Annotated in this window: 17 protein-coding genes and 1 tRNA gene; 6 read left to right on the top strand and 12 right to left on the bottom strand. The window is 66.5% G+C overall.

What is annotated here, in order from left to right; translation table 11 throughout:
* Window positions 1-128 precede the first annotated feature (128 nt).
* The 4 genes from HHL28_RS17495 to HHL28_RS17480 all read right to left on the bottom strand — a co-directional run bounded on the left by HHL28_RS17495 (window position 129) and on the right by HHL28_RS17480 (window position 4,424).
* On the bottom strand, window positions 129-923 hold the full coding sequence (locus HHL28_RS17495) for an ABC transporter ATP-binding protein (RefSeq protein ID WP_075772498.1): 795 nt from the start codon (window positions 921-923) through the stop codon (window positions 129-131).
* A gap of 138 nt (window positions 924-1,061) precedes the next feature.
* Window positions 1,062-2,141 carry a patatin-like phospholipase family protein gene (locus HHL28_RS17490; protein WP_075772497.1) on the bottom strand — a complete coding sequence of 360 codons (1,080 nt, stop codon included), beginning with the start codon at window positions 2,139-2,141 and terminating at the stop codon, window positions 1,062-1,064.
* Between the two features lie 177 nt (window positions 2,142-2,318).
* Window positions 2,319-3,974 (bottom strand): right-handed parallel beta-helix repeat-containing protein, encoded by a 1,656-nt coding sequence (locus HHL28_RS17485; RefSeq protein ID WP_169655589.1) that lies wholly within the window; start codon window positions 3,972-3,974, stop codon window positions 2,319-2,321.
* 363 nt (window positions 3,975-4,337) lie between these two features.
* Window positions 4,338-4,424 (bottom strand) — tRNA-Leu (locus tag HHL28_RS17480).
* A gap of 83 nt (window positions 4,425-4,507) precedes the next feature.
* Here HHL28_RS17480 and HHL28_RS17475 point away from each other — a divergent pair.
* The 5 genes from HHL28_RS17475 (at window position 4,508) to HHL28_RS17455 (ending at window position 11,061) form a co-directional block, all read left to right on the top strand.
* Window positions 4,508-4,807, top strand: coding sequence for a hypothetical protein (locus HHL28_RS17475; RefSeq protein ID WP_075772496.1), 300 nt, complete (start codon window positions 4,508-4,510; stop codon window positions 4,805-4,807).
* A 68-nt stretch (window positions 4,808-4,875) separates the two neighbouring features.
* A complete protein-coding gene (locus HHL28_RS17470) occupies window positions 4,876-6,000 on the top strand; it encodes an alpha/beta hydrolase (protein ID WP_075772495.1) in 1,125 nt (374 codons plus the stop codon).
* A 55-nt stretch (window positions 6,001-6,055) separates the two neighbouring features.
* Window positions 6,056-7,453, top strand: coding sequence for a DUF3369 domain-containing protein (locus HHL28_RS17465; protein ID WP_075772494.1), 1,398 nt, complete (start codon window positions 6,056-6,058; stop codon window positions 7,451-7,453).
* 77 nt (window positions 7,454-7,530) lie between these two features.
* On the top strand, window positions 7,531-9,462 hold the full coding sequence (locus tag HHL28_RS17460) for a potassium transporter Kup (protein ID WP_083699371.1): 1,932 nt from the start codon (window positions 7,531-7,533) through the stop codon (window positions 9,460-9,462).
* 183 nt (window positions 9,463-9,645) lie between these two features.
* Window positions 9,646-11,061 (top strand): S10 family peptidase, encoded by a 1,416-nt coding sequence (locus HHL28_RS17455; protein WP_169655587.1) that lies wholly within the window; start codon window positions 9,646-9,648, stop codon window positions 11,059-11,061.
* A 47-nt stretch (window positions 11,062-11,108) separates the two neighbouring features.
* Here the strand turns inward: HHL28_RS17455 and prfA are convergent, their stop codons facing one another.
* From prfA to ptsP, 8 genes are all read right to left on the bottom strand, one after another.
* The gene (gene prfA, locus HHL28_RS17450; protein ID WP_075772492.1) at window positions 11,109-12,194 is read right to left on the bottom strand and encodes a peptide chain release factor 1; all 1,086 of its coding nucleotides are present in this window, start codon (window positions 12,192-12,194) and stop codon (window positions 11,109-11,111) included.
* 664 nt (window positions 12,195-12,858) lie between these two features.
* On the bottom strand, window positions 12,859-13,608 hold the full coding sequence (locus tag HHL28_RS17445; protein WP_449687634.1) for a DUF5131 family protein: 750 nt from the start codon (window positions 13,606-13,608) through the stop codon (window positions 12,859-12,861).
* Between the two features lie 71 nt (window positions 13,609-13,679).
* Entirely contained in the window at window positions 13,680-14,753 is a 1,074-nt protein-coding gene (locus HHL28_RS17440; RefSeq protein WP_075772490.1) for an IS630 family transposase, read from the bottom strand.
* A 143-nt stretch (window positions 14,754-14,896) separates the two neighbouring features.
* Window positions 14,897-15,985, bottom strand: a complete 1,089-nt coding sequence (locus tag HHL28_RS17435) for a hypothetical protein (protein WP_169655585.1) — start codon at window positions 15,983-15,985, stop codon at window positions 14,897-14,899.
* Window positions 15,986-15,992: 7 nt separating this feature from the next.
* Window positions 15,993-17,261 carry a hypothetical protein gene (locus HHL28_RS17430; protein ID WP_075772489.1) on the bottom strand — a complete coding sequence of 423 codons (1,269 nt, stop codon included), beginning with the start codon at window positions 17,259-17,261 and terminating at the stop codon, window positions 15,993-15,995.
* Window positions 17,262-17,367: 106 nt separating this feature from the next.
* The gene (gene ispG, locus HHL28_RS17425) at window positions 17,368-18,495 is read right to left on the bottom strand and encodes a flavodoxin-dependent (E)-4-hydroxy-3-methylbut-2-enyl-diphosphate synthase (RefSeq protein WP_075772488.1); all 1,128 of its coding nucleotides are present in this window, start codon (window positions 18,493-18,495) and stop codon (window positions 17,368-17,370) included.
* Window positions 18,496-18,910: 415 nt separating this feature from the next.
* Window positions 18,911-20,092 carry a helix-turn-helix domain-containing protein gene (locus HHL28_RS17420; RefSeq protein WP_169655583.1) on the bottom strand — a complete coding sequence of 394 codons (1,182 nt, stop codon included), beginning with the start codon at window positions 20,090-20,092 and terminating at the stop codon, window positions 18,911-18,913.
* A 265-nt stretch (window positions 20,093-20,357) separates the two neighbouring features.
* A complete protein-coding gene (gene ptsP / locus HHL28_RS17415) occupies window positions 20,358-22,655 on the bottom strand; it encodes a phosphoenolpyruvate--protein phosphotransferase (RefSeq protein WP_404326080.1) in 2,298 nt (765 codons plus the stop codon).
* A gap of 224 nt (window positions 22,656-22,879) precedes the next feature.
* On the opposite strand from ptsP, the gene HHL28_RS17410 reads away from it, so the two are divergent.
* Window positions 22,880-23,785 carry an alpha/beta fold hydrolase gene (locus tag HHL28_RS17410; protein WP_075772018.1) on the top strand — a complete coding sequence of 302 codons (906 nt, stop codon included), beginning with the start codon at window positions 22,880-22,882 and terminating at the stop codon, window positions 23,783-23,785.
* Window positions 23,786-24,397: the final 612 nt, after the last annotated feature.

Here is a 24,397-nt window from a genome sequence, read left to right as displayed (position 1 = left end):
CGGTCACGATCAACGGCGGCTGGTATTCGGAGCCGCGAGGCTCCGTAATCCGACGGCGACACGGGATAGTTGACGCGCGGCGGCGGCGGGGTTGTCGGATTACGCTCCGCTAATCCGACCTACGGGGCCTACCTCCCCTCCCGGGACAGGAACTGGCGGCAACGCTCGCTCTTCGGGTTAGTGAAGACCTCCTCCGGCGGGCCTTCCTCCTCCACCTTGCCCTGGTGCAGGAAGACCACCTTGTGCGCGACCTCGCGGGCGAAGGCCATCTCATGGGTGACGATCAGCATGGTCGCCCCCTCCGCGGCCAGGTCGCGCATGACTTTCAGCACTTCCCCCACCAGTTCCGGGTCCAGGGCGCTGGTGGGCTCGTCGAACAGCATGACCTGGGGCCCCATGGCCAGCATGCGGGCGATGGCGGCCCGCTGCTGTTGCCCGCCGGAAAGCTGGGCGGGGTAGCTGTCCTTCTTGGCGGACAGGCCGACCTTGTCCAGCAGCCGCTCGGCATTGGCAACGGCCTGCTCCCTGGGCTGCTTCAGGACGTGGACCGGCGCCTCGATCACATTTTCCAGCACCGTGCGGTGGGTCCACAGGTTGAAGTTCTGGAACACCATCCCGCAGCGGCGGCGGATGCGATCCACCTGCCCCTTGTCGGCGGGCTTGCCGTGGCCATGTCGGTCGCGGGCGAGCTTCAGCTCCTCCCCCTCGATCCAGACGCGGCCGGAGTCCGGCACCTCCAGCAGGTTGATGCAGCGGAGCAGGGTGCTTTTCCCCGAGCCGGACGACCCGATCAGCGCCACCACCTCCCCCTCCCGGGCGGTGACGGAGACGCCCTTCAGCACCTCCAGCTTGCCGAAGCTCTTGTGCATGTCCTCCACCACGACGGCGGGCGGGCTGGTCGGGGCGACGGCGGCAAGGGACATGGGCGGCGAAGCTTCCAAGGATGGTGACCGGGGGAGGCTAGCGTGCCGGTCCCTGATCCGGAAGGGGTTTCGGTGCTGGCTTGCCAGCGCCAGGGCTGCGACCGCGGCCCATGGCCGCGCCCGGCGCTTGAGGGCGTGTCAACGGCAGAGAGGCTCCAGCAGGTCCGGCACGTTCTGCTTCTCCACCGCCTCGTTGAAGGCGTCCACCAGCCGCTCCGTCTCCGCCACCACCCGCTTCCAATAGGTGTGGCGGGCGGCGGTGGGCAGTTTGGTGAAGTCGCCCCGGTCGGGGATCTTCCCGTGGGGCAGCCCGGCCAGGAACTCCCGCGAGGGGCAGAGCAGCAGGGTGCGGGACAGGTTGGCCGGCGCCGCCTTGCGCCACTTCAGGGCCTTGTCGAACCAGCCCGGCACCACCCGGTCGGAGAAGTGCGGGTACAGCACCAGCCCAGGCGCCCGATACGGTATGTCCAGGTGATAGTCCATGATGCCGCCATCCAGGTACAGGCCGGGCTTGCCCCCCTCCAACGCCGGCACCGGCTGGAACAGGAAGGGCACGGCCGCGGTGGCCAGCAGGGCGGCGGTCAGGTTCCCCGGCGTCAGCGGCACGGCATGGGTGGCGAAGCCGCTGGCCAGGTCGAAGGGCGGGTCGTCCCGCGTGTCGTGGACCAGGGTGCGCTCGAAGAACAGGGGCAGGCTGCGGCGGCTGACGGCGTTGGCGATGGCCGCCGCGGCAAGGCCTGACCCCAGGCTCAACGGGTGGTCGCGGCCCAGCATCCCCCGCCCCCGCACCGCCAGGATGGACAGGCGCATGGACGGGTGCGACAGCACCTCATGCGCCCCACCCTCCCCCAGAATGATGGCCAGCAGCTGGCGGCAATCCTCCGTCAGGCGGGCGGCGGTGATCGGGTTGCCCGGCGCCGGCTCCACCACGTAACCCAGGTACGCCTCCTCGAACCGGCGGCAGGCCTCGACGGGGTCCCGCTGAGCCACGCAGGTGAAGCGCCAACAGCCGATGGAACTGCCCACCATGTGCAGCGGCCGGTCCCGGTCCCGGAACCAGCGGCCGAAGATGGCCCGGTCCAGCCGGGTGAGCGCCAGCCACTTCGGCCCGCCCGACGCGCCGGCCACCACGTCGAACAGACCCTCATGCAGCCCCTCGGCCCGGATGCGGGCCATGGCCTCGGGACCGGCCAGGAAGCGGAGGGGACGGCTGGGCATGGCGGATGCTGCGCTGCGGGAAACGGTGGCGCAGGCTTAACCCGGGGGGCAGTGGGGTGGCAACCACCGTGGCCCTGCATTCCCGCCCCCCCAAATACGCTTGTGAGCGAGGTGGAATGCAAGGCCTGACCAGCGACAGGTCCAGTTGGACCGGACCATGAAGCGAAACCCGACAAGTCAGATCTTGCTGATCCAGGTGCCTGGGCTTCCGCTGGCCACACAAACATACTGATAGGGGGTGCCGATTGTGGGCGAAGGGTTCCAGCCGATGTCGCCCTGGGCCCAGACACCGCTAGCGGGCAGCGTTCCTGTCTGGAAATGGATCGCCTCACCGATCAGGGAACCAACAACGAATGCGCCGTACGTCTTGGTGGCGCAGTTCCGGAATACTGACTGGGTTGCCAGGAGCGTGCCCGTCCCGGCGGCATTAAAGCCAAAAGCGCAATCCTCCAAGACAAGGCTTTCAAAAACCCGGTCGATGCGCCGCCCAGCAGTAACCTCCCGAACGTTGACGCCGCGGTGGAAGCCCTTGATGCTGGCGCCGCGCACCCTAACGTTCCCCTCACACCATATGCCGCTGTTGAACTCGTTGTCGGTGGGATCGCCGTCACCGACAATCTCAATGGCCCCAGCGATTGTCACTGGTTGGTTAAAATCGATCCCGCCAACTGTCGCGGAGACTTGGAACCCACCCTTGGCCCCATTCACCTCAACGCGTCCGTCGCCGAACACAATTCCACCGGCGTCATGGCTGTTTGCTTCAATATAAACGGCAGCATCCCTGCTACCGGTAATGGTGTAGCCAGTGAACACTGCATGAGCTGGCTTGTTCGTACACCAAATGCCATAACCCTCCGTGCGGGCTATGGTGATTGCTGAAAAGCTGGCGCGCATGCCGTTGGTGTTGGAGTAACCGAAGTCAGGGCAGAACTTGATCCCGGCATGATGACAATCGGCGGCAACAAGCCCCGTCCAGGTATCGGCGCCACCGGATATGATCAGGAAGCCTGCGCGAAGGCTACTATCCTGGGGGAAAAAGGTACCGAACCCGCAACGGGACGCGACTAAGTTGCTCCAGGCGACCGTTCCGGCTGGGAGCGCACCGCCTTGGCTGTAGAAGCCAGCGTAGGCACAGAGCCGCGCCTCACACCCCGTCACGGTGGACAGGATTTCGCTATTGCCATTATAGCCCATCACGAAACCGTAGCGCCGCCGCACATCACCCTCGGCCAGTTCGGTCGTGCCCGTGGGGTCACAAGGGACGGCAAGGCAGCCGCGGATATGCACGTTGCGCTCACCGCTGTTGGTGGCAATGCTGAACCCGTTGTCATTGTTGGAAAGGGCGAAGCATCCTTCCACATCGATGCGGTCATTCGGGTTTCCGCTTTCTGCATACAGAAAAAAATCACTGCTGGCGGCACCGTCGGCCGAACCTCCCCACGCCCAGCAACCCTCAATGCGGCCCCCCTTCACGCCGTTGAAGGTATATCCATACCGCCAGTTCACGACCTTGCACCCCCGGATGATTGGCCGGCGCACGCCGGCCAAGGCGCGGATCCCGCTACCAGATTGGCAATTGCTGGAGGTGTTGGTGCACTCAAAGACGATCGTCAGCCCATCAAGGATGCAGTCATCGCTTCCGATACGGAAGCCATCCTGCCCATCGCCCGTTTGGGTAATGACCACTCCTGGCATAGCCATGATGTGGACGGGGCTGCGTGTAGCCCCCCCAACATTGACCGCGACGCTCAGCCGGTGTGATGCGGTCAGCACAAGCGTCTTGCCGGCTGCCGCATCGACCGCTGCCTGCAGTGACCCGTAATCGTGGTCCAATACAAAGCAATTGCGACTTTCAACCGCCGGGACAAGGGGGGTTCCGATATCAGAAGACGTGCCGCCAAGGGGCTCAGGGTGGAAAACTGGGGACTTGGTGCCAGATGGCAGCTGGTATGGCCGCATGATGTTTCCGCAATCCTGATTGCACGACATTTTACGCCGAAGATATATGCCATTTTATTCTTAGAGCAAGAATTAATTGCTTTCTCGGCATATTTCGGGGGTCAACAGGACCGTCGTGGCTTGCTGTCGAACCATCTTCTAGGGTGATCTTGCTAGCCGGTTGCCGGACATGAATCCCGGTGCCGCCTGGACCAAAAAATTGGCGCACTGCTGGCCGATGCTGACAACACAGTCGATTGGTGCCCGCTGCCGGACTCGAACCGGCACGCCCTTGCGGGCAAGGGATTTTAAGTCCCTGGCGTCTACCGATTCCGCCAAGCGGGCGCCTGTCGCGGTGGACCGGGGGACGGTAGCGGCGGTGCTCGCGGGATGCAAGCGGGGTGGTGTGGAAAGGGCATGGCGGCCCCTTGACGCACGACCGGCGCGTGCGCAGCTATTGCCCCATGGAAACCTGGCAATGGGCCGCGCTGGCGGCCGGATTGATGGCGCTGCTGATCGTGTCCCGCGGGGTCCGCTTCCCGGCGGGGGGCGGCACGTTGCGCATGGTGGTGATCTGGCTGGGCATCTTCGCCCTGCTGGGCGTGGTCTACAAGATGTTCGGCCCGTTCGAGAACTTCGAGCGGCGCTTCCCCGGCACGCCGGCCCCCGTGGAGGGCCAGCCGCCCGCATCGGCGCCGGAGCGGGAACCGGGCGAGATCCGCACCTGAACCCCCTTCCCCCTGCCGCCGCCAGCCGTTAGACCTGCCGACACGCGATGGTAGGGGAGGCCGGGGCGGTGGCGTTCAACCTGAAAGCCTATGTTGAGGATGCGGTCACGCGGCGCCTGCTGCGGATGGGCCCGGCATTGCGCGACCGGCTGCTGGGGGTGGCCCCGGTGGAGGTGAAGGGCTTGCGCCTGGACCGGGACGTGGCGGCCCTGGCCCGGCTGATGGAGCGGTCGGGCAAGAAGCCCCTGGACGAGGTGGCGAGGGATCAAGGCATCGAGGCGGCACGGGCCCAACTGCGCGAGGGGTTCCGCGCCGCGGCCCGGCTGAAGCTGCGCAACCCGCCGGACGTGCGGGAACTGCGGGTGCGCGGCGGGGCGGGCATGCTGCCGGCCCGGCTGTACAAGCCCAAGGGCCTGACCACGGCCGGGCCGATGATGGTGTATTTCCACGGCGGCGGCTATGTACTGGGCGACCTGGACAGCCATGACACGCTGCTGCGCTATGTCTGCGCCAGGGCGAACATCCGGGTGCTGGCGGTGGATTACCGGCTGGCGCCGGAGAACCCCTATCCCGCCGCGGCGGAGGATGCCGTCGCCGCCTACCAGGACATCGCCGCCCGTGCCCCGTCCCTGGGCGCCGACCCCGGCCGGATCGCCATCGGCGGCGACAGCGCCGGCGGGGGCCTGGCCATGATCGCCGCCCATGAGGCGCCGGAGGAGCTGCGGCCCAAGGTGCTGTGGCTGGTCAACCCGGCCGTGGACATGGTGAACCACTACCCGTCCTACGACCTGTATGGGGAAGGCTTCCTGCTGTCCAGCCGGACGGTGGCCTGGTTCCGCGACAGCTATGTGGCCGACCCGGCCCGCCGGGCGGAACCCTTCGCCAGCCCCATCAACCTGCCCCACCTGTCCCGCCTGCCCGTGACCTGGATCAGCGCCGGCCGGTTCGACCCCTTGTCGGACCAGGTGTTCGCACTGGCCGACCGGCTGCGCGCCGCGGGGGTGGAGAGCAAGGTGATGCTGGAGCCGACCCTGGTGCACAACTACCCGAACCTGCTGGGCTATGTGCCGGCGGCCAAGGCGGCCACGGACATGGCCTGCGGCTTCCTGTCATCGGCCCTCATGGGCCGGGCGGGCGGGCCGCGGGACCCCGGCCTGCGCAAGGAACCGCGCTTGCAGGTGAAGGGGCCCTGACCCATGATCCCGCTTTACGCAGGGTTGTGACATCCCCCGGCCAGGACACCCGAACATGACAGCCACGCCCACCACCCCGGACCCGGACGATGACGACCTGCTGGTCATCGAGGACGACGAGCCGGAGGGGCCGGGCGGCGATGGCGGCGGCCCCCGCCAGCCGCCCTGGTGCCTGCTGGTGGTGGATGACGAGCAAGGGGTGCATGACATCACCCGCCTGGCCCTGCGCAGCCTGAGCTTCAAGGGCCGGGGCATCGAGATCCTGAACGCCTATTCCGGCCGCGAGGCGCTGGAGCTGCTGCGCCGCCGCCGCGACGTGGCGGTGATCCTGCTGGACGTGGTGATGGAGACGGACGATGCCGGCCTGGCCTGCGCCCGCGCCATCCGGGAGGAGCTGCGCAACCAGGAGACGCGCATCATCCTGCGCACCGGCCAGCCCGGCCAGGCGCCGGAACAGCGGGTCATCCTCGACTACGACATCAACGACTACAAGGCCAAGACCGACCTGACGGCGCAGAAGCTGACCACGACCATCATCGCCGCCCTGCGCACCTATGACCACATTATGACCATCGAGGCCAGCCGCAAGGGGCTGGACATGGTGGTGGACGCGGCATCCAGCCTGTTCATGGCCCGGTCGGTGGAGCAGTTCCACAGCGGCATCCTGCTGCAGGTGCAGGCCATGCTGGGGATGGGGGAGCACGGGATGCTCTGCGTCCAGCGGGGTGGCCCCCTGGCCCAGCCGCCGGGCATCCTGGTGCTGGCCGCCAGCGGCCGCTACCGGGAAGCGGCGAACCGGCCCCTGGCCCAGGCCCTGCCCGCGGCGGAGGCGGCCCAGATCGCCGAGAGCTTCGCCGGCCGCCGGTCCATCTTCGCCGCCAGCCTGACCACCCTGTACATCGCCACCCCGACGGGACGGGAGGTGGTGGTGAGCATCGACAGCAACGGCGTGCTGCCCGACCCCTCCCGCCAGGTGATCGAGACCTTCGCGGCCAAGATCTCCCAGGGGTTTGAGAACATGCTGCTGTTCCACCAGTTCCGCCAGGCCAACCGGGCGGCACAGGCGGCCCTGGCCGGCGGCCCTGACCGGGCCCGCCTGGCCGCCCTGGCCGAGGCCACGGCCCGCCGGCTGGCGGAGGCGGGTCCCCATGCCGGCCGGGTGGACGAGGCGGTGCCGGAGCTGGTGGGGCTGGCCCTGCTGCTGCCATCCACGCCGGAAGCCACCGCCGGCTTTGACCTGGCGGCGGAGGTGATGGCGACGCGCGGGGCCCATTGGGACGGCCAGGGCTCGCCCACGGGCCTGTCGGGGGAGGACATCCCCCTGGCCGCCCGCATCGTGGCGGTGGCGGAAGCCTGGGCGGCAGGCGGGCCGGCGGTGCTCCAGGCCGGGGCGGGAGGCCGGTTCGACCCGGCGGTGGTGGACGCCTTCCTGGCCGCGGCAGGTGCGGCGTAAAGGCCACGGGCAGGTCCCAAGCGGAACCGGCCGGGCCGGGCAGCGTTCCAACCGGTTCCCTGGACCGTTAGGGCCGCATGCAGCACAGCACCAACGCTGACAGACCTGCCCCCACCGGGGCCCGGCCGGCCCGCCGGGGCCGCCGGTCACACCATGGGGGCCTGGGCACCCTGACCCTGGCGGCCCTGGGCGTCGTCTATGGCGACATCGGCACCAGCCCGCTCTACACAGTGCGGGAGACGTTCGGCCATACCGGCGGCCTGCCGGTGACGGAGGCCAACGTTTTCGGCGTGCTGTCGCTGATCTTCTGGTCGCTGATGCTGGTGGTCACGCTGAAATACGTGATCCTGGTGCTGCGCGCCGACAACAAGGGGGAGGGCGGGGTGCTGGCCCTGGCCACCCTGGCCCTGGCGGGCGGCGACGGGACCGCCCGGCGGCGGCGGACCATCACGGCCCTGGCCATCGCCGGCTTGGCCCTGTTCTATGGCGACGGGCTGATCACGCCGGCCATCTCCGTCCTGTCGGCGGTGGAGGGGCTGAAGGTGGCGGCCCCGGGGCTGGACCATTGGGTCGTGCCCATCGCCGCCATCGTGCTGCTGGGCCTGTTCCTGGCCCAGAGCCGGGGCACCGGCAAGGTGGGCCGGGTGTTCGGCCCTGTCATGTGCCTGTGGTTCCTGTCCCTGGCCCTGCTGGGCGGGGCGGAGATCCTGGCGGAGCCGCGGGTGCTCGGCGCACTGGACCCGCGCCATGCCCTGTCCTTCGCCGCCGGCCAGGGCTGGGCCCTGGTGCTGGTGCTGGGCACGGTGGTGCTGGCCGTGACGGGGGCGGAGGCGCTGTATGCCGACATGGGCCATTTCGGCCGGCGGCCCATCCGTGTGGCCTGGTACGGGCTGGTGCTGCCGGCCCTGGTGCTGAACTATTTCGGCCAGGGGGCGCTGCTGCTGTCGAACGCCGCGGCGGCGGAGAACCCGTTCTTCCTGCTGGCGCCGGACTGGGCGCGGCTGCCCCTGGTGGTGCTGTCCACCGGGGCCACCATCATCGCCAGCCAGGCCGTCATATCGGGCGTCTTCTCCCTGACGCGGCAGGCCGTCTCGCTGGGCTTCCTGCCGCGGATGGAGGTCTGCCACACCTCGGAGATGCAGATCGGCCAAGTCTATATCCCGAGGGTCAACTATATCCTGCTGCTGGGGGTGATGGCCCTGGTGGTGGGGTTCGGCAGCTCCAGCGCCCTGGCGGCGGCCTATGGCATCTCCGTCACCGGGGCCATGGCCATCGACGCCGTGCTGGCCATGTTCGTGGCGGCGGGGCTGTGGCGCTGGGGGCCGGTGCGGGCGGGGATCGTCTTCGGGGCCCTGCTGCTGGTGGATTTGGCCTTCGTGGCGGCCAACGCCCTGAAGATCCCGCAGGGCGGCTGGTTCCCCCTGGCGGTGGCGGCGGGCGTGTACCTGGTGGTGACCACCTGGCGGCGGGGGCGGCGGGTGGTCTGGCGGCACCTGTACCAGGACGCGCTGCCGGTGGAGCAGTTCCTGCAACGGGCCGACCGCACGCCGGTGCGGGTGGCCGGGACCGCCGTGTTCATGACGGGCAACCTGGCCACCGTGCCCCATGCCCTGCTGCACAACCTGAAGCACAACAAGGTGCTGCATGAGCGGGTGGTGCTGATGACCATCGCCATCCAGGAGGTGCCCTTCGTCGCCCAGGACCAGCGCGTGTCGGTGGAGAAACTGGGCAAGGGCTTCCATGCCGTCACCGCCCGCTATGGCTTCTTCGAGTCGCCGGACGTGCCGGAGGCGCTGCTGGCCTGCCGTGCCTATGGCTTGGCCATCGACGTGCCGCAGAGCAGCTTCTTCCTGGGGCGGGAGACGCTGGTGCCAAGCGACCAGCCGGACCTGGCCCGCTGGCAGGAGCAGCTTTTCATCACCCTGTCCGCCACCGCCCAACCCGCCACCCGCTTCTTCAACCTACCGCCCAACCGGGTGGTGGAGCTGGGCACGCAGATCGAGGTGTGATCACCGGCCGAGACAAGCCGCCCATCGGCCGTCTACTCTCCCCGTCATCCTTGGGGTCATGGGAGTGCGGGTGAATGCGTCTGGTCCGGGTCCTGTTGGCGGCATCCGTCCTGTCCCTCTCCCCCTCCCCCTCCTGGCCGCCGACCCGCCCAAGCCGGCGGAGGCCCCGCCCGCCCGAAGCCGGTGCCGGAACCCAAGAGCTTCACCACGCAAGCCGAGGGCAAGTTCGGCGGCACGGCCCTGCGCTACACCGTCACCGCGGGGGAGACCTACCTGCGGGACGACAAGGGGGAGCCGGTGGCCAGCATCTGGTCCGTGGCCTATACCCGCGACGGGGTGGACGCGACCCGGCGGCCGGTGACCTTCGTCTTCAACGGGGGGCCGGGCTCCGCCTCCGTCTGGCTGCACATGGGGCTGCTGGGGCCGAAGCGGGTGCAGGTGGCCAGCGAGGCCGACCGGGATGACGGGGCCGCGCCCTATCCCGTGCTGGACAACGCGAACAGCCCCCTGGACCTGACCGACCTGGTCTTCATCGACCCCGTCGGCACCGGCTTCAGCCGGGTGGTGGGCGAGGGCAAGACGGAGGATTACTGGTCCCTGAACGGCGACACGGACAGCATCGCCAAGTTCATCCGCCAGTGGGCCACCAAGAACCGGCGCTGGAACGCGCCGAAATACATCGCGGGGGAAAGCTTTGGCACCACCCGCGCCGCGGCGGTGGCGGACGCCCTGTCGGGCGGCGGGCAGGACATGGCCCTGAACGGGCTGGTGCTGATCAGCCAGGCGCTGGACTACCAGGGCAGCACCAGCACGCCGGACAACATCACCAGCTTCGTCACCTACCTGCCGGCCATGGCGGTCGCGGCCCAGTACCATGGCAAGGCCGGCCAGGGCAAAAGCCTGGAGGACTTCGCGGCGGAGGCGCGGGCCTTCGCCGTGGACACCTACCTTCCCGCCCTGTTCAAGGGCGCCGCCCTGCCCGCGGCGGAGCGGGACAAGGTGGCGGGGCAGCTGGCCGGCTTCATCGGGCTGGACAAGGCCTATGTCCTGCGGTCCGACCTGCGGGTGACCATGGCGCGCTTCCGCAAGGAGCTGCTGCGCGACAGGGGCCTGGCCATCGGCCAACTGGACGGCCGCTACACCGTGGACGACCCGGACGACGTGGCCGACAGCCCCGTGCTGGGGGACGCCGCCGGCGACGCCATCGAGAGCGCCTATACCGCCGCCTTGAACGGCTACCTGTCCGGGGAGCTGAAGGTGGAGATGGACCGGCCCTACGTCACCAGCAGCGAGGCCGCCGGCCAGGGCTGGGACTGGCGCACCGCGCCCAAGGGGGAGTGGTGGGAGCCGTCCTATGTCAACACTGCCCGCCGCCTGTCCAACGCCCTGCGCCGCAACGGCAGCCTGAAGGTGCTGGTGGCCAACGGCTATTACGACCTGATCACGCCCTTCTATGACGCGGAGCACACCTTCGCCCGGCATGACATCCTGCCGGACCGGGTGCGCATGACCTATTACCGGGCCGGGCACATGATGTATGTCCGCGACGCCGACCGGGAGGCGCTGCTGAAGGACATAAGGGAGTTCATCGGGCGGTAGGTCGGCTTGGCGGCCGTCGGCGTCGGATTACGCTTCGCTAATCCGACCTACTGGATCTCCGCCAACCGCTCCGCCTCGTCCTGGGCGATCAGGGCATCGATGAAGTCGTCCAGCGCCTCGCCCAGCATCACCTTGTCGATCTTGCCATAGGTGGTCAGGTTGATGCGGTGGTCGGTGACGCGCCCTTGCGGGAAGTTGTAGGTACGGATGCGTTCGGAGCGGTCGCCGCTGCCCACCTGGCTCTTGCGGTCGGCGGCCCGCTCCGCGTCGGCCTTCTGGCGCTCCATCTCATAAAGCCGGGCCCGCAGCACCTTCAGGGCCTTGGCCTTGTTCTTGTGCTGGCTCTTCTCGTCCTGCTGGCTGACCACGAGGCCGGTGGGCAGGTGGGTGATGCGGACGGCGCTGTCGGTGGTGTTGACCGACTGGCCGCCGGGGCCGCTGGAGCGGAACACGTCGATGCGGAGGTCCTTGTCGTCGATCTGGATGTCCACCTCCTCCGCCTCCGGCAGCACGGCGACGGTGGCGGCGGAGGTGTGGATGCGGCCTTGCGTCTCCGTCTCCGGCACCCGCTGCACCCGGTGGACGCCGGATTCGTACTTCAGCCGGCGGAAGACGCCGCGGCCGGTGATGGTGGCGATGGCCTCCTTGTAGCCGCCGAGGCCCGTCTCGCTGACCTCCATCACCTCGAAGCGCCAGCCGTGGAGCGCGGCATAGCGCTTGTACATGTCGAACAGCTCCGCCGCGAACAGGGCCGCCTCATCCCCGCCGGTGCCGGCGCGGACCTCCAGGATGGCGTTCTTCTCATCCGCCGCGTCCTTGGGCAGCAGGGCCAGCAGGATCTGCCGCTCCAGGTCCGGCAGGCGCCGCTCCGCCTCCGCCAGCTCCTCCGCCGCCAATGCGGCCATGTCGGGGTCGTCCCCCGTGGCCATCACCTGAAGCTCGCCCATGTCGGCCCGGGCACGCCGCATCTCCCCGATGGCCTGGGCCACCGGCTCCAGCTCCGCATATTCCTGGCTGGCCCGCACGAAGGCGTCGCCCGACAGGGTGCCCGACGCCAGCATGTCCCGCAGCTCGTCAAAGCGCTGGGACACCTTGGCGAGGGGTTCCCCGAACCTCTGCTCGAAATCACTCATGACACCCGGTCCTCCGGCCGGTGGGTATAGGATATCCGGGGGCCGGGGTCACGCGGGAAGGAGCGCGGAGTGCCGGGACACGCGCGACATGAGGAGACCAAAGGAGACGCTAAGGTGACGAAAGGAGACGTTAAGGTGACAGGGCGTCACATCACAACCCCTTGAACACACAAGCAAAACCGCCTTAAGGAGACAAAGGTGACCGGGGCGGGCTTGTGTCACCTTAAGGGGCCGGCCAGGGTCCCGGATTGACGGCCATAGGCACACCGCGCCCGGTTCGGCACAGCAGGGAAAGCCAACTTGTGCAAGACCCGTCCGCGATGAGGCGGATCGGATATGGGAGCAGGCGATAGGAATATTGTCAAGGAAGGTCGGCGCGCGGGTGCCTGGCGATCGGTGTCGGTGCCGTATCGGCCGTCGTTGGGAACGCAGAGGACGCAGAGGCCGGCCGTCGGCCGGCACGCAGAGGACAAGGAGGGGTCAAGCGGTACCGGGACGGCCGAAATCCGGCCGGGCAGGATAGGGGTGGGATGCCTCCCTGTCCTCTGCGAGGCCGCGCAGCGGCCCTCTGCGTCGTCTGCGTCGTCTGCGTTCCAACAGCGACGCCGACCATGGGGAACGCCTGCGCCGTATCAGGACCATCAACCCCCGAATGGCACGCCCCCTACGCCGCCACCACGGCTACCCGGGCCTTAGCCGGCCATTGGTCCCAGGTGCGGTTGTCCAGGGTGCGGCCGGCGGCTTTCTTGTTGCGGCCGCCCCATTGCTTGAAGTGGAAGGCGACGCGCTGGGCCACGCAGGCGTCACGGATGGCGCGGACCCAGGCCGGGTCCATGGGGCGGGCGTTGGGGCCGCTTTCCCCGCCGGCGATGACCCAGTCGATGTCGGTGAAGTCCAGGGTCTTGAGCGGCCCCAGCAGGGGTTCCAAGCTGAGGAACTTCACATAGCCCCCGGTGCGGCGGAGGTGGTCCACCCGGGGCCAGTAATCCTCACTCTCCACGCTGACGCCCATCCAGACATTGTCCGGCCAGGGGAGGTGCGGGGCCAGCTCCGCCAGCCGTTCCGCCCGCTTGGTGAGGATCTGGTAGGTGTGCTGCGGCGTCTCCCGCATCACCGTGAAGACGCGGGCGATGAAATCCAGCGGCACATCTTCATGGAACAGGTCGGACATGGAGTTCACGAAGATCATCCGGCCCTTGGACCAGCGGCGCGGGATGTCCAGCGCGCCCTCGTCCATCACCAGCGTGCCCGTCCACTTCGCCCGCCCGCCGGAGACCCGCGTGGTCCCCGCATACTTCCCCTGCCCCATGGCCTCCAGCCGCCGGGCCATGCCCATGGCGTAGCAGTTGGTACAGCCCGGCGACAGGATCGTGCAGCCGGCGACCGGGTTCCAGGTGCTGTCGGTCCATTCGATGGTGGTGGCGGTAACAGTTTTCCAGGCGAGGAGTTCAAATATCTAGCTTTGATAACTGCTAGTGCATCGACTCATTGAAGGGATGCAGCGGGCAGCCGCCTGAGCTTTTCGAGGATGGTCTCGGCTGGCTTGGTCCAGACGAAGGGTTTGGCCTTGCCGTTGTGCTCCCTGATGAAGCGCCGGATTTCGTCCTCCAGCTGGGGCACGGAGGTGAAGACGCCACGCTTCAGGCGCTTGCGGGTCAGGATCGAGAAGAAGCCCTCGACGGCATTGAGCCAGGACGCCGAGGTGGGGGTGAAATGGAAGATCCACCGGGGATGGTCGGCCAGCCAGGCCTGGACCTTCGGGTGCTTGTGGGTGCCGTAGTTGTCCAGGATCGCGTGGATGACCTTGCCCGCCGGGACGGCGCGCTCCACGGCGTTGAGGAACTTGATGAACTCCTGGTGGCGGTGCTGGGCCATGCAGCGGCCGACCACCGTGCCGTCCAGCACGTTCAGGGCGGCGAACAGGGTGGTTGTGCCGTGGCGCTTGTAGTCGTGGGTCATGGTCCCGCATTTCCCCGGCTTCAGCGGGAGGCCCGGCTGGGTGCGGTCGAGCGCCTGGATCTGGCTTTTCTCGTCGATGGAGACGACCACCGCATAGGCGGGCGGGTCCATGTAGAGGCCGACGACGTCCTCGACCTTGGCCGCGAAGGCGGGGTCGTTGGAGCGTTTGAAGGTGCGAACGCGGTGGGGCTGGAGCCGGTGCGCCTCCCAGATCCGCTGGATGGTCCGCAGGCTCAGGCCGACAGCCTTGGCCATGGCCCGCCCCGTCCAGTGCGTCGCCGTGCCCGGCGGCTCCGCGCAGGTCAGGGACACGACCCGCTGGGCCATGTCCCAGGCAACCGGGGCCTTGCCCGGCTTGCGGCTCGGTTCGCGCAGCAGGGCATCCACACCCTTCTCGGCGAAGCGGCGCTGCCAACGCCAGACCGAGGGGCGGCTGACCCCGGCCTGCCGGGCGATCTCCAGCACCGGCAGGCGATCCGCCGACAGGAGGACGATCCGTGCCCGCTGCACATGCTTGAGCGGGCGGTTGCGGTCCCCAACAACGGCGGCCAACCGCGCGCCGTCCTCAGGGCTGACGATGACGCTGACTGTCTGGGCCATGGGCCCAGACTCGCACAGCGCCGATCCGCTGTGAATCCCTTGTTGGCGTCAGTGCACTAGTTTGGTGATCACACATAGTTCTATTTAGCTGAACCAAAGCGTTTCAATATGTATTTACGATGCTACATTCTCGTTCCTAACAGTCATAGAAGATCATTCACCGTTTTCTCCAGCTGCTTAGAAAAATCGCCAGGAAGCTGGCATGCAGAGACCAAATAACTAGCAGCAGCAAACAGGAACTGTCTTCCACGCCCGTTATTAGTGAGCCGAATTTTTATGCCGGTATCGTAGTCAGATTCATGCTTCATTACTTCTCTAAAGGCGAGTTCCTTTGCGGGAAGCGCCAGATAAGGAACGCTATGGGGAGCTTCAAGGTATATACGAGTCAAGTGTAAGAATTTCTCCCAGCCGGGAAGGTCAAATTCCACATTTTCTTCACTTCCTTTTGCTACCTCGAAAGCATGTCTTAGTTTTCTCCTTAACTCATAGTTTTCTTTTCCCTCCCAAATATAGTATCGCACTATTCTCTCAAAATCTTCTTTCGGCAATTTAAAGTCAAACAGGTCTTTTAAATCCTGAATACAAGCTGCCATAAGCAAGATGAAAACACTTAGAGTCGACAAAAAAACTTGCCGGTGATCGGGTTTGCTCGGGTCTAATTCGCCACGCACTTTTGACAACACACCGACCAAGCGCCGGAGGGCGCGTGCAGCAGAAGGCTCTAATAGAAAGCTGCCACTGCTAACGCGTGCAAGCGCCTCCAACTTCGGGTATTTCTGCTGAGTTTCTTGAAGTTTCGACCAACCATCCAGAACTTCTAAATAGGTAAATTTTCTTAAAAAGTTTATATCGAGGGAAGTAGCATAGCGCCGGAACGAGTCTTCACTATGAAGATGAACATTGACGCTGGAAGCTGCTAAGCGGTGACTTTCCGGTGCATCCTTCTTCAAGACAACAAAAGAGCGAGCGGCATCGGTGAATCGTGCAGCACCAGCGGCCCAAAGAGCTCGGTTTATTGGACTAAGCTTTGCCTGTGTTTTACAATCAAACAGGTATCTCTCGATATGCCCAAACTTGTTTATGGAAACCCCAAGAACGTCAATATCGGTGATGTGCGTTTCTGAGTCACTCACTTCGTTAGGATGAGAAACAACAACTTCCAAAAATGGAACGATGTATTGGGTCGCGCAGAATTTTGCACAATCTAACTTCTGCTCAGTATCCTTGATCATCTCATCCTCAGAAAAGCCAGAGTTGCTCTAATTCCTTTTTCGACTCATCGGAAATGATTGTTGCGCTCGCGGCAACAGTCATCCTCGATATTTGAGACCGCACGTATTCTTCATCACTACTCAGGGTGATGATGGCGTTTGGATCAATATTAGTATCGATATCTGTGCGACCAGCCAGAAGTTGTTTTGCAATTTTAATAGCCTCGTGATTCTCATCAATGTCGATGAGGTGAAATTCTGAAAACCCACCTCCAACCTTCCGTAATTTGCCAAGATTCATTACGGAAAGATTCTTATACTGATGAGTTGCTTCGGTATTTGCGCGGAGAAACTTTTTCTGCTGAAAGGACGCTAGAAGCGCCTGAGGGTTCCTTATTCGATATGCCTCAGGAAGCAACTCACCTTTGCGAACGGCGGCAGCAAGAGCCATGGCCTTCTCATAAATTTCACGTCGTGCAGGATTTAATCGCGCCGAGCCAGGTTGAGGCGTAAAAATAAAATCTTCCGAAGTGTTATCTGGCCGCACGATGCGCGGTGGCTTCAAAATCCCATCCGCCGCCATCACTTCGAGAATAGCGATGTCTTCAGCAGAAAGTGCCGTACCTTTAATCTCCTTTTTCTGACGAATGAGAGACAACGGCATTCCTTGCATGCTAGAAATTAATGAGATTAGGCGCTGTAGACGCTTACTATCGCCTCTTGCGGCCAAATCGGCAAGCGCCTCCAAACTGTCCGAAAAATAGAGCGGACTGACCAATATGTCTTTTCCACGCGCTCTTTTCTTGAGAAGAAGCCCACCCTTCTCAGCAATGCCGATGCTGGTTTTAAACAGCTTGGTATCTGCCCCAAGACTTGCAGCAAGAGTGTCTACATTCTGAGGAGCTTGCTGAAGTTTTTCTAATATACTGACAGTGAGCTGTTCAACTTCCCTCAACTTCTGAGTCGATGCATAATCTCCCACTACATGAAAAACATCTTCGTAAAAAGGTACATCTGGAATGATTGAAACAATGTCATCAGCTTTTCTAACCACCTTGATAAACTCGATTTCCTCAAGAACCGAGACTATATCGTCAAGAACGTAAGAAGGTATACCAAAGTAAAAGGGGGCCGCCATTTGCAAAATGCGATAATTTATTTCGTCTAAACCGCGAATGTTCATTGCAAGAACAGCAGACATACCGATCTTGCGAATAGCTTTATACTCAGGAACATCTTGCTGACGCAAGCCAAGCTGCAAATCAGACGCGTATTCCGCAACAGCTTTACCATCCATGGTCGGCTCACTGCTAGGTGGTTAACCCCAATGAATAATGTCTACCGGCTGCAACCCTCCTTATCAAGCGATAATCGCTGACCGTTTCAGTTCAATACAGGTACAATCAGGCGACCACGGCCTCCGCGGCCTTCGCCCGCTCGATCTCGGCGGCCTTGGCCTCCACCAGCTTGACCAGGTGGTCCACGATGCCTTCGTCCTTCAGGCGGTGGGCGGGGACGCCGCCCAAATAGACCTGGTGGGTGCCCTTGCCGCCGCCGGTGAAGCCGATGTCGGTCATGGTGGCCTCCCCCGGGCCGTTCACCACGCAGCCGATGACGGAGACGCTGAGGGGGGTGGTGATGTGGGACAGGCGGTCCTCCAGCACCTCCACGGTCTTGATCACGTCGAACTGCTGGCGGGCGCAGGAGGGGCAGGAGATGACGGTGACGCCGCGGCGGCGAAGCCCTAGGCTTTTCAGCATCTCGTAGCCCACCTTCACCTCCTCCACCGGGTCGGCGGAGAGGGAGACGCGGATGGTGTCGCCGATGCCGCCCCAGAGGAGCATGCCCAGGCCGATGCTGCTTTTCACCGTGCCGGCGCGCAGGCCCCCGGCCTCGGTGATGCCGATGTGCAGGGGGTAGTCGCAGGCCTCTGCCAGGCCCTGGTAGGCGGCGACGGCCAGGAAGACGTCCGAGGCCTTGACGCTGATCTTGAACTCCCGGAAGTCGTGGTCCTCCAGGATGCGGGCATGGTCCAGGGCGCTTTCCACCAGCGCCTCCGGGCAGGGTTCGCCGTACTTCTCCAGCAGGTCCTGTTCCAGGCTGCCGGCGTTGACGCCGATGCGGATGGAGCAGCCATGGTCCTTGGCGGCCTGCACCACCTCCCGCACCCGGTCGGCGCTGCCGATGTTGCCGGGGTTGATGCGCAGGCAGGCCGCACCGGCCTCCGCCGCCTCGATGGCGCGCTTGTAGTGGAAATGGATGTCGGCCACCACGGGGATGGTGGCGGCGCGCACGATCTCCCGCAGCGCGGCCGTGCTCTCCACGTCGGGGCAGGAGACGCGGACGATGTCGGCCCCGGCCTCCTCCACCCGGCGGATCTGCTCGATGGTGGCCTTGGCGTCGGCCGTGACCGTGTTGGTCATGGTCTGCACGGTGATCGGCGCGTCACCGCCCACGGGCACCTTGCCCACCATGATCTGGCGGCACTTGCGGCGCTGGATCTGGCGCCAGGGGCGGATGGCGGCGGTCATGGGCTTGGCCTGTGGGGTATTGGATGCGGCGGCCTAAAGGTGCGACCGGCGGGCGCGGGGATCAAGGGGAATGGGTGGGGTGCGGGGCTGCGTGGGGGGCGGGGGTGCGTGGGGGGCGGGGGTGCGGTGTGGCCTGGGGCCGGAGGGTCTGTCGATGTCGAGTGTTGGTGTGGTGGAGAGGTGTGTTGGGAAAACGGAAGTCAACGGATCACAACGGATGGAAACGGATCGAGCCGATCAGGATCAGGGGTGCGCATGACTTTCGGATTTTACGGCGCCTTCGGCGCGAACATTTTCATCCGTTGAATTCCGTTCTGATCCGTTCAAATCCGTTTTCCCAACACACGCCTGCCCACGGCGACCCGGTCAGCCTGTCGTGACCACTGCGCCAAGGTTCCGGCGGGGAACGCCCCCCTCACCGCCCCGCGCGGGTGGCGAGGTCGGCGGGGACAAGGGAGACGTTGCGGACGACCTGGCCCTTCTTGCCCAGGGGCGGCAGCTCCTGCCCGTCCAGGATGACGGAGACGCCGGCGGCGTTGCCGGTCAGAAGCGTCAGGCCGGGGACGTCGGGCGCGCGGAAGACGTCGCCGGCGCGCAGGTTGCGGGCGGCCCAGGTGGTGCCCTTGGCGTCGCGTACCTCGATCCAGGCGTCGTCGGTGGCGCGCACCTCCACCCGCGTGGGCCCCTGCGCCACGCCGAAGACGCGGCCGCCGGCCGGCAGGGCGGCGGGGGGCGTGCCGGCGGCGGGGGCTTCCGCCCCGCCGCTGTCGGCGGACGGCGCCTCGGCCGGGGCCGCGGGGGCGGCGGCCTGCTGGCCGACCTCCGGCAGTTGCGGGACCTCGCTGTCGTCAGCCTCTGCCACCGCGGCGGGGGGCGTGCCGGGGGCGGGGGTCGCCGGCGGGGTGCCGGGGGCGGGGGTCGTCGCGCCGGGCGGCGTGGCGGCGGGGCTGTTGGGCACGGGCACCGGGTTGGTGCCGGTCACGCCGATCTCCGGCGCGGTGGGCTGGGAGGAGCCGACCAGCTCCTTCGCCTGGTCCTGGCCCAGCACGGGGGTCTGGGCCGGGTCGGGGGTGGCCTGCTCCGCCGTCTTGTCGCCATAGATCAGGCCGGACAGCCGGTCCGGCAGGGGCGGCACCAGGTCGCCCACGCTGCGGTCGGCGGAGGACATGACGTACCAGCCGCCATAGATCACCGCCGCGGCCAGCACCGCCACCAGCAGGATGGCGCCGCCGGGCACGCGGCCCTCGCTCACCGGCTCGGGGAAGTACAGCTCCGCCGGCTGGGCCACGTTGGCCGTGTCCTGGCGGAAGCGGGCCAGCACCTGGGTGGGCTCCAGCCCCAGCGCCTGGGCGTAGGAGCGCAGGAAGCCGGTGACATAGGCCTGGCCCGGCAGCTCCGCCCAGCGGCCCTGCTCGATCGCCTCCAGGTAGCCGTGGCGGATGCACAGGTCGGTGGCGAGCTGGTCCAGGTTCAGGCCCAGCTCCTCCCGCCTCAGCCGCAGCACCTCACCCACATGGCGGGGGGCGCCGGGGCCTGTGTCCACCGGCGGCACCTGGTCGCTCAGGACCGGGTTGCGGAGATCCTGCTGTCGCTGCATGCGCTCGGCCATTGTGCCCCGTGGCGCCCGATTCCGTTCGTTGCCCCGTCTTAGCAACGCCGTTGCGCCCACGCAACCGTGGGAGGGGAGAACACCCCTTGTGAGTGGGGGGAAGCTGCCCCGGCTTGGAAGCCAATTGCTTCCCCTGCGAAAGCAGGGGGCCACAGTTTTTCAGCCGGGAGCCGGGGGGCAGGGGGTCAAGAACCGTGGGCCCCTGCTTTCGCAGGGGAGGCAGTCAATCGGCTTGAACGTGGATCAACAGTCTTCAGACTGGAATCCCCCGATCCCGGGCGAAGTCGCGCAGGCGGGGGCGGACGCTGTGGTCGGCGCAGTCGTACAGCCGGTCCAGGAAGCCCGACAGCTCCCGCAGGTCCAGGTGCCGCAGCATGTTCTTCACGTCGAAGAAGGCCGGGGCGGAGAGGGAGATGGTGCGCAACCCCACCCCCAGCAGCGCCATGGCGTCCAGCGGGCGGCTGGCCATCTCCCCGCACAGGGACAGGTTGACGCCGGCGGCGCCGCACTTCTCCACCAGCAGCTTCAGCACCCGCAGCATGGCCGGCGACAGCAGGTCGTAGCGGTTGTTCATCATGGGGTTGCCGCGGTCGCTGGCGAACAGGTACTGCAGCATGTCGTTGGAGCCCACCGACATGAAGTCGATCCGCGGCAGCAGCGCGTCCAGCTGGAACAGCAGGGACGGCACCTCCATCATCACGCCCACCTGAAGGCTGGCCGGCGCCTTGTGGCCCTGGCGGGCAAGCCGGGCCAGTTCCAGGTCCAGCACCTTGCGGGCGCGGTCCAGCTCCGCCACCTCCGCCACCATGGGGAACATGACCCGCAGCTCGCGGCCCCCGGCGGCCATCAGCATGGCGCGGAGCTGCTTGCGCAGCATGGCCGGGCGGTCCAGCCCGATGCGGATGGCCCGCCAGCCCAGGGCCGGGTTCTCCTCCCCCAGCTCCGGGAAATAGGGCAGGGTCTTGTCGCCGCCCACGTCCAGGGTGCGGAAGACGACGGGCTTGCCCTTCGCCTCGTCCAGGACCTTGGAATAGGTCTCAAGCTGCGTGGCCACGTCCGGGTAGCTGGCCCGGACCATGAACGGGATCTCCGTCCGGTACAGGCCGACGCCGTCCGCCCCGGTGGCGTGCAGGTGGGGCAGGTCGATCAGCAGGCCGGCGTTCAGCATGATCTTGATGGGCGTGCCGTCCCGCGTCACCGCCGGCAGGTCCCGCAGGGTCGCGTACTCCGCGATCCGGCGCTGCCGCGCCTGGACAGAGCGGGTGAACGCCTCCTGGATGTCTTCCGACGGGCGGATGAAGACCTGGCCGTGGTCGCCGTCCACGATCAGGCTGTCCAGCGGCTCCACCCGGTTCAGCACGTCGGCGCACTGCCCCACCACGGGGATGTCCAGGGCGCGGGCGACGATGGAGACGTGGCTGTAGGCGGCCCCTTCCTCCAGCACCAAGCCACGGAGACGACGGCGGTCATAGTCCAGCAGCTCCGCTGGCCCCAGGTTGCGCGCCACCAGCACGAACTCGTCCGGCAGGGTGCCGCCGACCGCGGTGACGGGCTTGCCCGCCAGATGCTGCAGCAAGCGGTTGGTGATGTCGTCCAGGTCGTGCAGCCGGTCCCGCAGATAGGGGTCGGAGGCCTGGGACAGGCGGGCGCGGTTGTCGTTCTGCACCCGCTGCACCGCCGCCTCTGCCGTCAGGCCGGAGCGGATCGCCTCCCGGATGCGGTTCAGCCAGCCGCGGTCACTGGCGAACATGCGGTAGGTCTGCATGATCTCGGCATGCTCACCCTCCACCTGCCCCACGGCGATGAGCAGCTGGTCGATGGCGGAGTGCATGCCGTCCACCGCGTCGCGCAGGCGGGCCAGCTCCGCCTCCGGGTCGTCGGCCACCATCTGGCGGATGGTCAGCTGCGGCCGGTGCAGCACGGCCAGGCCGATGCCGATGCCCCGGTTCATGCTGCTGCCCTCCAGCCGTGACGGCAGCAGGACAAGGTCGTTGGCGACGGACAGCTCCCGGCTGTCCACCAGTTCGCCCGCGGCCACCAGCTCCGCCACCACCATGGCGATGGTCTGGAGGGTCTCCACCTCCTGCTCGTCATAGTCGCGGCGGGCGGCGTGCTGGATGGCCAGCACCCCGCGCACCCGGCCGCCGCGCAGGATCGGCACGGCCAGGAAGCCGTGGAACGGGTCCTCCCCCGTCTCGGGCCGATAGGCGAAGTTGGGGTGGCTCTGGGCGTTGGCGAGCGCGATGGGCCGAGCGTGGGCGGCCACGTCGCCGATCAACCCCTCGCCCACCCGCATGCGGGTCTTGTGCACCGCGTCCTGGTTCAGGCCGATGGTGGCGAACAGCTCCAGCACCTCGCCCGCCCGCATGACGTAGCAGGAGCAGACGTCGGCCGCCATCTCATGGGCGATGGTCTTGGTGATCTTGTCCAGCCGGTCCTGGGCGGCGCCGCTGCCGGCCATGATGTCGCGCAGCCGAGCCAGCAGCCGGCGCGCGCCGACGGCGGGATCCTTCGCCGGGCCTGGCTCCATGGTGCTGGACGGTATCGTCATCGTCGGACCAACTTCCCCTCGGCCCCCGCCTTTGCCGGGGCCTTCCACGCGACTGGCCCCTGGAATAGCAGGTATGGCCGGGGATGCCAAACCCAACGCCACACACCCTATGCGGGTGGACAGGACGCGGCAGCGGCGTATGGTGGGTGTCGGGGAACCTCGGCACCTTCTGGTGGCAGCGCTGTTGAGGGGGAACCGCCCGCCCCACCCGCCTGGAGGCCGCCATGCCCGAGCCCGCCCCGCCCCTGCCCCCTGCCCTGCCGGGCGAGCTGCGCCGCTTCACCGGCAAGGCCGGGCCGCTGGCCTGCTATGTGGCGGGGGCCGGGGCGCCGGTGCTGCTGCTGCACAGCATCAACGCCGCCGCCTCGGCCTATGAGGTGAAGCCGGCGTTCGAGGGGATCATGGCCACCCGCCGGGCCTATGCGCCCGACCTGCCGGGCTTCGGTCAGTCGGACCGGTCGCAGCGCCGCTACGACCCGCGGCTGTACACCGACGCGGTGCATGACGCGGTGGACCTGATCCAGGCGGAGCATGGCCGCCAGCCCATCGACGCGCTGGGCCTGTCCCTGTCGTCGGAGTTCCTGGCCCGGGCGGCGGCGGAGCGGCCGGATGCCTTCCGCAGCCTGACCCTGGTCACCCCCACCGGCTTCAGCCGCCGATCCGCCAAGCTGCGGCGGGCGCCGGGCACGACGCTGGAGATCCCGGGCTTCCACGCCTTCTTCAGCGCGGCCATCTGGAGCCAGGCCATCTATGACCGGCTGGTGGGCAAGGGGGTGATCCGCTACTTCCTGAAGCGCACCTACGGCTCCGACGCCATCCATGACGACATGGTGGAGTATGACTGGCTGACCAGCCACCAGCCGGGCGCCCGCAACGCGCCCCTGGCCTTCCTGGCGGGGCGGCTGTTCAGCGGCGACATCGTCAGCGTGTACGAGTCGCTCGCCCTGCCGGTCTGGGTGCCCCATGCCACAAGGGGCGACTTCAAGGATTTCAGCGGCAGCGGCTGGACCAAGGCCAAACCCAACTGGTCCCTGCAACCCTATCCCACCGGGGCGCTGGTGCATTGGGAACAGACGGAACGGTTCCTGGCGGACTGGCAGGGGTTCCTGGGACGGGCGGAGGCGGCTTGATCGATTTCCGGCCCGGACGGGGTTTCCGATGGGGACGGGAGCCCTTTCATGGGCTTGTGCTCAGAGGATGGCCAGGACATCCGCATCGGCAAGTTTGATGGCTGGTCCAGCCCAGAGTTCAAACCGGGACCCTTCCCGCAGGGTCAACCCGTCGGCTGGCGAGCCGATGATCCCAATGACGGCCTCCCCAACGCCGCCGCGCGGTATCGGCCGCGGGCATTCCAGGACCATGCCGGGATAGAAGCTTCCATTTACGAAGACGTTGACGCCCCCACCTTGGCGCAAGGGGAGGTCAGCCGCGCGATCCGGTGCCGGATGCATCTTGACGAGAGCGCGTAGGTCTATTCCCTGTCGGCCCATGGGCCCCTTGCTATGCAAGCCTCGGATAAGGTCGGAGGAGCTGACACGACCAACGGCAGAGGTGCAAGGGTCCCCAACATGACGAGGCGCGCAAGCATTCCACTGTCGAGGCTTGGAACGCAGAGGACGCAGATGGCCGCAGAGGACACGGAGAGTCGGTGCGGCGGCGCGGTCGGTCTGCACGCCGGCGGGAGAAAGCTCAACGGCGCGGCGCCCATAGATTGATCAAATTGGCGCCAAGGGCATGCCGGT

It is taken from the genome of Aerophototrophica crusticola, from assembly GCF_012913305.1.
Taxonomy (GTDB): Bacteria; Pseudomonadota; Alphaproteobacteria; order Azospirillales; family Azospirillaceae; genus Niveispirillum; species Niveispirillum crusticola.
Note: the sequence above shows the minus strand (reverse complement) of the source record. Positions and strands in the feature narration are given on the sequence as shown.